Origin of the sequence: Armatimonas sp. (assembly GCF_031410135.1) — a bacterium.
GTDB lineage: Bacteria > Armatimonadota > Armatimonadia > Armatimonadales > Armatimonadaceae > Armatimonas.
In genome coordinates, this window is sequence record NZ_JANNYP010000498.1 from 1 (window position 1) to 10,500 (window position 10,500).

8 protein-coding genes are annotated in these 10,500 nt (G+C 58.4%); all 8 read right to left on the reverse strand.

Annotated elements, in window-relative coordinates:
- A partial coding sequence (locus RMO15_RS18565; RefSeq protein WP_309715161.1) for a Mur ligase family protein occupies positions 1-873 on the reverse strand: 873 nt, incomplete at its 3' end.
- A complete protein-coding gene (locus RMO15_RS18570; protein WP_309715163.1) occupies positions 874-2,820 on the reverse strand; it encodes a penicillin-binding protein 2 in 1,947 nt (648 codons plus the stop codon).
- A gap of 1 nt (position 2,821) precedes the next feature.
- On the reverse strand, positions 2,822-3,208 hold the full coding sequence (locus RMO15_RS18575) for a hypothetical protein (RefSeq protein ID WP_309715165.1): 387 nt from the start codon (positions 3,206-3,208) through the stop codon (positions 2,822-2,824).
- Between the two features lie 19 nt (positions 3,209-3,227).
- Positions 3,228-4,133, reverse strand: coding sequence for a 16S rRNA (cytosine(1402)-N(4))-methyltransferase RsmH (gene rsmH / locus RMO15_RS18580; protein WP_309715167.1), 906 nt, complete (start codon positions 4,131-4,133; stop codon positions 3,228-3,230).
- Positions 4,130-4,603: a division/cell wall cluster transcriptional repressor MraZ gene (gene mraZ / locus RMO15_RS18585; RefSeq protein WP_309715169.1), complete on the reverse strand. Its 474-nt coding sequence runs from the start codon at positions 4,601-4,603 to the stop codon at positions 4,130-4,132. Before mraZ ends, rsmH begins: the two co-directional genes overlap by 4 nt.
- Before the next feature lie 108 nt (positions 4,604-4,711).
- Complete coding sequence (locus RMO15_RS18590; RefSeq protein ID WP_309715170.1) at positions 4,712-7,159, reverse strand: HD domain-containing phosphohydrolase; 2,448 nt, start codon at positions 7,157-7,159, stop codon at positions 4,712-4,714.
- A 106-nt stretch (positions 7,160-7,265) separates the two neighbouring features.
- The gene (locus RMO15_RS18595; protein ID WP_309715172.1) at positions 7,266-8,660 is read right to left on the reverse strand and encodes a S8 family peptidase; all 1,395 of its coding nucleotides are present in this window, start codon (positions 8,658-8,660) and stop codon (positions 7,266-7,268) included.
- 1 nt (position 8,661) lies between these two features.
- Entirely contained in the window at positions 8,662-10,401 is a 1,740-nt protein-coding gene (locus tag RMO15_RS18600; RefSeq protein WP_309715174.1) for a S8 family serine peptidase, read from the reverse strand.
- Positions 10,402-10,500: the final 99 nt, after the last annotated feature.

Sequence of the window (10,500 nt, forward strand, 5' to 3'; positions counted from 1 at the left end):
GAGCCGCACAGAAACATCCCCGATTGGCGTCTTTGCCGTGAAGCGGAGCGAGTCTACGGCAAGCTGAACGTCCTCCGGGTAGATATCTGCCGCGACATTTCCGGAAGGTGAGTACGTGATGAGCTGGTCTGCGGTGGTGAGTGCCGCGTAACGTACTCCTGTGGAGTCATCCGTGTTGATCACGGCGTGGGTGGGCTGGTACTGGGTAAAGAGCAGGGCTTTGGCAGACGCGTAGGCATCCATGGTCTTGTGGTAGTCGAGGTGATCTTGGGTCAGGTTAGTAAAGACGGCAACGTCGAAGCAACAGCCCGCGGTGCGTCCCTGGGCAAGCGCGTGTGACGAGACTTCCATGGAGGCGGATGTGGCTCCCGCTTGGCACATTTGGGTAAAGAGCTTCTGAAGATCGGGTGACTCCGGTGTCGTGTGCTCGCCCGATAGCAACGTGTCGCCTACCGTGGCTCCGAGTGTGCCAATCGTGCCGGTGACCTCGCCCGACGCTCGCGCAACCGCATCAATAAGGCGCATCGTGCTGGTCTTGCCATTGGTGCCGGTCACGCCCGCGAGATAGAGTGTCTGTGTGGGATCGCCCCAAAAAGCACAGGCAAGCGACGCCAGTACCTCGCGGCAGCTAGAGACGAGCAGATAGGGCACGCCCGGAGGAACGGCTTCGGCACGCTCGACCACCACGGCGGCGGCACCCTTGACAACCACATCCGCGAGAAAATCATGGCCGTCGAAGCGCCCTCCGACAACGGCGACAAAGAGTGCGCCTGGCTCGACGGCCCGAGAGTCGTACTCCAGCACTGTCAGCACCGCCTCGCCGAAGACCTGCGCTCCGGGGATCTTTTCTGCTAATGTCGTCAGTGTCATCATCTATGCTTCTACCGTCACGGTCTTCTTTTTGACGGGAGTCACGGTTTTCTCTCGGTCGTGTGGCGTGCGGCGCAGGAGAAGAGCCCGTTCTGCAATCTGCTTGAAGATCGGCCCCGCTACCGAGCCGCCATAGTGGTCTTCGCCCTTGGGATCACGAATCAGGGTCAGGATCACAAACTGCGGGTCTTTCAGAGGGGCCACTCCCACAAACGAGGCGATAAAGCGCTTACTATAGCGCCCATTCTCGGGGATCTGTGCTGTGCCCGTCTTGCCGCCTGCCGTGTAGCCCGGAATCTGGGCAGGCTGGCCCGTGCCTTCGTCAATCACGCCGCCCAGAAACGTACGCATGGTCGCCGCCGTCTCTTCGGAGAGAACCCGATGTGAGGCGCTGGGGGGGCGCTCTTCCAGGGTTTTTGTCTCCGCATTGCGAGTCGCACGAACCAAGCGTGGCGAGTGATAGCGACCATCCCCAAAGACCGTGTACGCCGCTGCAAGCTGAAGAGGGGTCACGGAGATGCCTTGTCCAAAGCTTATCGTCGCAAGGTCAATGGGGCGCCATACTTTACGCTCCGGGTTACGGAGCAAGCCCCGCTCCTCACCCGGAAGCCCGATCTTAGTTCTCTCGCCCATTCCAAAGTCCGTGAGGTACTTATAGAGTTTCTTTGGGCCTAGCTTTGCACCGCACTCTGCCGTGGCCACGTTGCAGGAATGGCGAACCACACCGCCAAGATCCTGGGTGCCGTGTCCATGACGGAAACCTCCGTGTGTGGCGCAGTGAATGGTATTGGTGAGGATTTTCCGGGAGCCGCTGCACGAGAAGAGAGAGCGTGCGGTGACTTCTTTTTCCTCAAGAGCTGCGGCGATGGTCATCGCCTTGAGAGTTGAGCCCGGCTCGTAGGGACGCTCCAGCGCCCAGTTAATACGTGGGATCAGCGCAGGCTTGGTCCCGGGCTTGGGAAGGCGGGCATCGTTGATATTATAAGTGGGGGCACTGGCCATCGCCAGCACGTCCCCGTTTTTGATGTCCAAGACAATGGCAACACCAGACTCCGCATGATGCTGCGCCACGGCGGTGCCAAGCGCTTGCTCGACATCGTGCTGAAGCTCCGCATCCAGAGTGAGATAGACATGAGAGCCGGGTGTGAGCTTGTGGCGAACCTCTTCCGTGCCGGGAATCATCCCGAAACGATCCACCTCGTAGGTCACTTTGCCTGCCTCACCTGCCAGGGACGAGTTCAGGCTGAGCTCAATCCCACGCCAGGGAGTCGAGCCGCTTTGATCGGTGAAGCCAAGAATATGTGAGGCCAAGGTGCCATTGACAGCGACACGCCGTGACGAGGGTGGGTAGCTCACCCCAGGAAGCTCGGCGCGTGGCTGCGCAAGAGCCCCTTTACGTTTCTTGAGGTCTTTGGCAACTGGCGGAGCAAAATCTACGGTGGTTTGACGCACCATCTCGATGGTGTCCGCCGAAACCCACTGTGCCACTTCGCGGGTAGGGAATGGGTGCTTCGGGTCGCGGTGGCTCAGATCGAGCTTTTTAATCCAGGCCAGAGTTGGCTCCGGGAAGTAGCGACCTAGCACTCGTAGTGCATGGGCGCGACGGTCTTCGGGGAGGTCTTTGGCGAGGGGATTGGTGCTATTGCCCACAAACCAGCGGTTGGGATCCACGATCACGGAGAAACCGGGCTCGTTCTCAACCAGCAAGGCCCCGTTGCGATCGTAGATGAGGCCACGGGCAGGTGTGAGGGTGCGCGGGGCCCGCCAGCGGGTGAGCGACTCGGCGCTCAGCTCTTTATGCCGCACGATCTGCAAGTGCACTAAGCGTCCCAGCAGGACGACGTGTAAGAGGGCAAGTGCCACCCCCACTTTCATGAGGCGTGGCGCGGTGCGCTGCTCAAACTCTTCCGGGCTCTCACGCCGGGGACGCTGTCTGGAGCGAGTGGCCATCTTAGTCCGCCTTTCCAAAGTAGTGGATGTTTTGAGGGGAGCGGATCAGCTTGCGCTGCTGGGCTGTCTGAGCGATTGCGCTGCCGTCTTCCAAGTGCCGGATCTCGGTCTGAAGGCGTAGCGACTCCGCATCTGCCTCCTTGATCTGGCGACGAAGCTCTGTACGGCGGTAGCCCTCATTGGTGGTGCTGGCATGGGCGGCCACGTAGAGCATGCCCAGTGTGCCGAACAGACAGATCACCCCGAAGATCCCTGCCATCGCACGCTCTTTCTGGATCAGCTCTTGCCGACGCTGCTCCCAGTGCGGGGCGCGACGCTTAAACACGACTGTCTGAGGAGCAACTGCTGCTCGTTTGCGCCGCGTCTGCGGCTTTTGTTCGACTACCACCGTTTTCTTCTCTCTTTCTCTAGTTTTCTCGTTTTTGCGCCACTCTTAGCTTCGCGCTACGAGAGCGAGGGTTCCTGCGTTGTTCCTCGTCTGTGGGAGGAAGGGGTTTTTTGGTCAGCACTTCTAGCACAATAGGGGGCTCTGGGCTCGGTGACGGCAGATCGGAGTTCTCCCGCTTGCCCGAGAGCTGGTTGAACGTATTTTTGACTAAGCGGTCTTCGAGCGAGTGGTAGCTCAGAACCGCGAGCCGTCCACCGGGCTTCAGGCAGGCGACCGCAGCAGGAAGTGCCCGCTCTAGCACGGTCAGCTCCTCATTCACGGCGATTCGAATCCCCTGGAAGGTCTTGGTCGCGGGGTGCGTCTCCCCGGGGCGTGTGCGAAAGGGCATGGCGCGACGGATACAGTCCACGAGGTCTTCCGTGGTATTGAGGGGACGAGCTTTCACGATCTCGGTGGCAATCCGACGGGAGCGGGACTCTTCGCCGTACTCAAAAAGAATCCGGGCGATCTCGCTCTCAGGCAGGCGGTTAAGCAGCTCTGCCGCCGTCTCGCCCTCTGAGTCCGTGTCCATGCGCATGTCAAGGGGGCCGTTGTAGCGCAACGCAAAGCCGCGCTCAGGCGTGTCGAGCTGGTGCGAGCTCACGCCAAGGTCTAAAAGAATGGCATCGAGTGGCTCTTGAGTCGCATCGGCAAGCTGGGAGAAGTTGCCCCGCCAGAGGGTGACGGGAAGGCCTTCACACGCACGCGCACACTCCGCGAGGGCCTCGGGGTCTTGGTCCACGGCGATCACGCGGGCGCCACGTTCCGCAAAAGCCTTGGTGTGTCCGCCGCCGCCTGCGGTGCCGTCCAGAAAGAGCTTGCCTGGTGCGGGTGCCAGCCAGTCCAAGATCTCGGAGAGCATCACGGGGATATGGTAGGTGCTCATGCGAACTCCTCGGTGGCAGAGACATCACCGGTTAGGGTTCGCGCCAGTCCTGTCTCGCGTGCCGAGGCAATGATGAGATCGTCCTCTAAGCTTTCATTGAGTGCAATCCAACCGCTACGTGACCAGATCTCGATCTTCTCGCCCATTCCGACCACCACCACCTCGGTGTCAATTCCCGCCCACTGCCGCAAGTTGGCAGGCAGGGCGACGCGGCCTTGGTTGTCGGTGTCCGTATCCACCGCGGGGGCGCAGAGCAGGCGCTTCATCCGAAGCACATGGGGATCGAGGCTGGGCTGTTTGTTGAGGTTCTCCTCGATCAGATCAAAGTCCGATTCACGGTAGACCGAGAGGCACGGGCCGACGCCACGGGTGATCACAAAGGAATTGCCGAGGGCGTTGCGAAACTTGAGAGGCATGATGACACGCCCCTTCTCATCCAGGCCATGGTAGTGCTCCCCGCGGAAACCCATCGCCTTAAACTATTCCCCCCCAAGTCACCACTTGCTTACCACTTGCCTCCACCTTCAAACCACATGGGCAATTGTAAGGCAGGTAAGCCTACTTGTCAACGGCTTTTTTTAGGGAATGATAAGCTCGGAGGGGGTTGCGAGGCGACCTAGCTTGCGCTCCGCCTTGTCCTCGTACATTCGCTGATCGGCGACACTGAGAAGCGTGGCCCAGTCATGGCCATCATGAGGGAAGTTGCTAAAGCCGACGCTCACTCCAAGACGGAGATGCCCCAGTTTAGGGTGGATAAGGCCGGTGTTGTAGTGCTGTATTGCCTCTTGAATGCGCTGAGAGAGCGCCTCCGCCTCCGCTGGCGTGGCTTCTTCTTGGATGATGAGAAACTCATCGCCCCCATAGCGCGCCACAACATCACTGGGGCGAACGAGAGAGCGAAGCAGGAGGCTCAGCTCCCGAAGAACCCGGTCGCCGGTCTGGTGACCGTAGAGATCGTTGATGGGCTTGAAGCTATCCAGATCGAGACAGAACATTACAAACTGATCACTGGAGCGCTGGAGCGCCTCTCCGGTGGGGCTCAGAGAGACCGCGCAGCGCTGCTCAACGTACTCACTGATATAGCGCAGGTTATACAGAGACGTCAGAGTGTCGGTGTGGGCGTGGCTCCGGGTGCGCTCAAAGAGAATACCGTTATAAAGCGCAAGTGCCGCCCGCTCGCCGATGCGCTCCAAGAGCTGCTGGTCGTGCTCCGAAAAGGCATGATGATCTGGGTGGTAGAGATTGATTGTTCCCAGTACCGTGCCCTCGTAGATAATCGGAACAATTAAGGCCGAGTGTATACTGATCCATTGGGTGGTGGGGGAGCCTTGGATCAGCAGGTCATCGGGCTCGTACTCACCACAGTAGGCTCGCTTCTGGAGCACCACTTGCATGGAGCTTCCCGACTGACCAATCGAGCGTGCCTCCGAGAAGAACTCCCGGTTGAGGCCCACGGCAGCGCGCGTGTTGAGCCGATGGTCTTCGGCATCGTAGAGCAGAAAGAGGCAGGCGACGTTGGGAATAATGGACTCCAGCTTGCGTGCCAGAATCTCCAGTGTCTCGTCCAAGCCAAGGCTAGACGAGAGCGTGTGAGCAACTTCGTAGAGCGCCCAGAGCTCCGAGGAGTTTCTCTGGATATCGCGCACCGCCCGCTCCGAGCTGCTCTGAGTAGATAAAGACTCCTCTTTCTTGGTGACGAGTGGTCCCTCACCACGCTCCGCCATCTCCGTGACCACGCTATCTATGACCTTGAGAAAGGCGTCCGCGATCACAGGGTCGAAGTGGTTGCCCGACTCTTTCCGGACCAGCTCCACTGCCTTCTCGTGTGTCCAAGCACCACGGTAGGCACGGTTGGATGTCAGCGCATCGTAGACATCCGCGACGGCCAGAATGCGGGCTTGTAGGGGAATCTCCTCGCCTTTCAGGCCCTCCGGGTAGCCGCCCCCGTTCCATTTTTCATGGTGGTACTTCACCCCAGGCAGAACCGGCCAGGGAAACGGAATATCAGCCAGAATGTCGGCCCCGATACGGGGGTGCTCCTTGATCTTGGCAAACTCCTCCTCGGTGAGCTTTCCCGGCTTGAGCAAGACATACTCCGGCACGCCGAGCTTGCCAATATCGTGGAGCAGGGCCCCCGTGCTAATTCCCTCAAGCTCGTCGCCCTTGAGTCCTAGCTCTTTTGCCACGGCAACGGCGTAGTGTTGCACACGGAGAATGTGCTGGTGGGTGTAGGCATCTTTGGCATCAATGGCAAGTGCCAAGCTCTTAATGGTCGCGAGGTAGAGATCTGCCAGCTCCTCTTTCCCCTTGAGCATCGCCTCCGCCTGCGCGGAGTAGATCTGGTAGGACTTATAGGTGAGAAAGGCGATGGGGGCTCCACAGAGAACCACCATGAGGAAGTAGTCTTTATTGAGGAGTGTTGCGACGTAGCCCGCCAGTGCTCCGAGAAAGTAGCTGGGGGCAGTCCACAAAAAAGTGTCGTGCCAGATCTGGAAAGAGTTCTTTTTCAGAACAAACCCCAAGACAACGGCGACAAAGCCCGTGTTGACAAAATAGAACGTGAAGCAGGCAAACGAGGCTGCCATCAGGGGCGAAGCTACCCCAAAAAACGATGTGGAAATGATCTGTGTGTAGAGCACACTACAGAGAAAGCAAGAAATCGAGTTCAGAAGAACATTGAAAACAAGCTGGTAGGTCGGCTGGCGCTTGGGATAGAGGCAGCCCGAAAGCGTCGTCGCTATCCCGATGAGAATCGCAAGCAGAGGGCTGAAGCGAAGGATCGCCGCAAACGTCAGGATGAAGCTGAGCGACATCGAGCCAACATCGGCATCGGACTCTTTCTTCTTGCGCATTAGGCTGACCTTACGGCTCCCTGCTGCTATCCCGAGGACGATATAAAGGAAAAATTCAAACCCAAAGACGGTTGGAGTGTCGAGGCGACGCAAGATTCCTCCAAGGATCGCTGTTATGCCTAGGAGGTAGGTGAGCCACACAAAGGCTTTTGCTTTGGGAGGAAGTGTGTTCATCTAATGCTGTTCCAGCATGAATTATCGGTTTATGTCGCGTGAAACTAAAGCAAAGAAGCCACGCACTGCGTGGCTTCTTCGTCTTTTTCGGTCAGAGAAACTCGGGTTAGTTCTCGCCGTTGATGGCTTTACTGGTCAGGTCTACCGTGCTGGAGCCGGTTCCCCAGATCACTTGTGTCCCCCAGATAACCTGATCGCCCCAGATACCCTGGAGATTGTTCAGCCCCGAGGTTCCCCAGATTACCTGATCCGTACTAAACAGATCCGAGGTGTTCATCAGGACATTACCCACCGCATCCCGGAAAAGCCGGGGGCTTACCGCAGACTTGGTCGCCACTGCCGTGCTGGCAAGTGCCGCGGGGATATTAAGGTACCCTGCGCCATAAGCCGTGACATCCCAGCCACCGCTTGGCGTCGTCCACTTGTTAGCGGTGAGCATCAAGCGTGCCTTCACACTATCAGGGGTCAGGGTAGGGAATTTCTGCAACATGAGCGCCACCGCCCCCGAGACCACCGGAGCCGCCATAGACGTCCCCGAGAGGTAGAAGTATCGCTTGGAGATCGAGGTACTCCCCGTTCTGTACTCGCTCTCCCTCACCAGGTTGGTCGAAACATAGGAGGTATCCAAGAAGCCCTTATCAACTATCGCCGAGATCACGCGGTTTCCGGGTGCGACGATATCAGGCTTCATCACGAAGTCTAGGCGGCTGGGGCCACGGCTGGAGTACGTGGCGATCTTGTCAGCGGCTCGGTTGCCCGTGTAGGTTCCGGGCGCCGCCGTGGACAGATTCTGCTTCATCGCCCCGACGGTGATGACGTAGGGCGAGTTGCCGGGCGACTGGATGCTACCATAAGCACTGCCCCAGCCCTCGTTATCCCTTCCAGCAACTTGAGTCGCATTGGCCCGCCCGTTGTTACCCGCCGCACAGACCACCACAATCCCGGCGCGGTACGCCGCTTCCACAGCTTGACAGAGAGGGTCGGTAGTGTAGCTTTCGCCCACTTCATGACCCAGTGAGAGGTTCATCACCCGGATGTTGAACTTGGTCTTGTTGGCGATGCACCACTGAATGCCAGAGATGGTTTGGCTTACTGTGCCCCTTCCCTGGTTGTCTAGCACCTTGACATTGATGATGTTGGTATTGGGAGCGATTCCCTTGAAGGTACGGTAACAATCACTCCCTGAGGAAGCAGACCCATTACCGGCGATAATCGCTGCCACATGGGTACCATGTCCACAGAAATCGTCGGTATTGGTGGTGGCAAACAGAGCCTTAGCCACAATACGTGATGGTCCACCGCTGACCGTCTGTGCAAGCTCGTTACTGAATTTCACCCCGCTATCGAGAACAGCAACTCCGATACCTGTCCCCGTGACACCATGCTGGCTAGCGGCCACGTTGGCTCCGGAGTGCTCCACAGTGAACTCATCGGCCTGTGTGGGCAGGCTCAGACAGGAGAGCGCTCCGAGAAGCGCCAGAAAGAGTTTGGAAGTTTTCATTTTATTTCTCCCCGTTAATCGCGGTGCTGGTCAGGTCTACCCGGCTGCTTGTCAGGCCCCAGATCGCCTGATCGGTCCACAAAGCTTGCTCTCCCCAAAGTGCCTGAGTTCCCCAGATCGCCTGGTCACCCCAGATCGCCTGGTTGCCCCAGATGGCTTGTTCGCCCCAGATCTCTTGCGATCCCCAGATGGCTTGCTCGCCCCAGATGGCTTGCGTTCCCCAAATGGCTTGTTCGCCCCACATCGCCTGAGAGCCCCACAGGCTAGGATCAATGGTGAGCTTCTGCGTGGCGGGGTTCACGAGGAGCCGTGGGCTGAGTGCGTACTGAGTCGGGGTGACACGGGTGTTGAGTGCCGCGGGGATATTGAGATACCCCGCCCCATACGTCAGAGCATCCCCACTGCCATCGGGTGCGACCCACTTATCCGCACTCACCATCAGCCGAGCTTTCACCGCATCGGGAGTCAGGTTCGGGTCTTTCTGAAGAAGCAGAGCGGCGGCTCCCGCCACCACGGGAGCCGCCATCGACGTCCCAGAAAGCTGGAGGTAGGAATAGCTGTCTCGGTTCCCCCAACCATTATTTCGCGCAGCAGTATAGGCATCGAAGGGGATGAGGTTACTGGGGAACTGCTCTAACCTCCACGCGTTGATGCCGTAGAGTGAGATCACGCGGTTTCCGGGGGCTACCAAGTCAGGCTTTAGCACATAGTCGATACGGCTGGGACCACGGCTGGAGTAGGTGGCGATACGATCTTTCGTGCGGTCGTAGGAGAAGGGAGCACCCGGTGCTATAGGCACCTGCATCGCCGTGGCCTTCATAGCACCTACTGTGATGACATAGGGGGAGTTCGCAGGTGATTGGATAGAGCCATAGCGCGTTCCAAAGCCCTCGTTGCTCATACCAACCGTCTGTGTGCCACTCTTGCGACCGTTATTTCCTGCCGCACACACTACCACGATCCCAGACTTCCAAGCCGCCTCGACTGCCTGACAGAGCGGGTCGGTGGTGTAGCTCTCCCCTACCGTATGGCCCAAGGAGATGTTCATCACACGGATGTTATTAGCCGCTCGGTTCGCTATCGTCCACTGGATCCCCGCCACTACCTGACTGACTGTACCATAACCATATCTGTTCAGGACTCTCACTGGGACGATCTTGGCTGTTGGAGCAACTCCATAGAACGTGCGGAAGTTGTTAGAATAGGATGATTCTATGCCATTGCCTGCCACGATTCCAGCGATATGGGTTCCGTGACCACACTCATCCCTAACATCTACTGTCCCTGGAACAAAAGTAGCGCCTTTAGTTCGGTAGGAAAGATCATTAGCCTTGTCAACCCCGGTGTCTACCACAGCAACACCGACTCCCGTGCCAGAGAACCCGTAGCTCCAAGCCGCCTTTGCCCCACTGCCTTCAATGGTGAACTCATCGGTTTTCTTGACCTCCATATCGGAGGAGATGCGGCTGACAAAGGGCAGTGCGGCGAGCTTGGCTAGGTTCTTGTTGGGAATGCGTAGCGCCAGCGAGTTGACGATGCCCAGGTGGCGGTAGACATCGCCGCCCAGCGATTTAATCGTCGCTTCTTGCGCCGCCGTCGGGGCGGCGCTGGTGCGGACGATCACTGCGCTCCAGCCTTTTTTGTTGGCTGAGGCGAGCTGCTGCTTCACCGCTTGATCCGCCTTGTCCTGCACGGAGCTATGGGCGGTGAGAGGGGCGGAAAGTGCTGAGAGCCCCAGCACAATTATTCCTAAGTTCTTAATCTTTAGTTTCCGCTAAAATCGGGTCGCCCGCTGCTTCTCTACAAGATCGGATTTGCAGTCGTGACATCGGGCTTACTC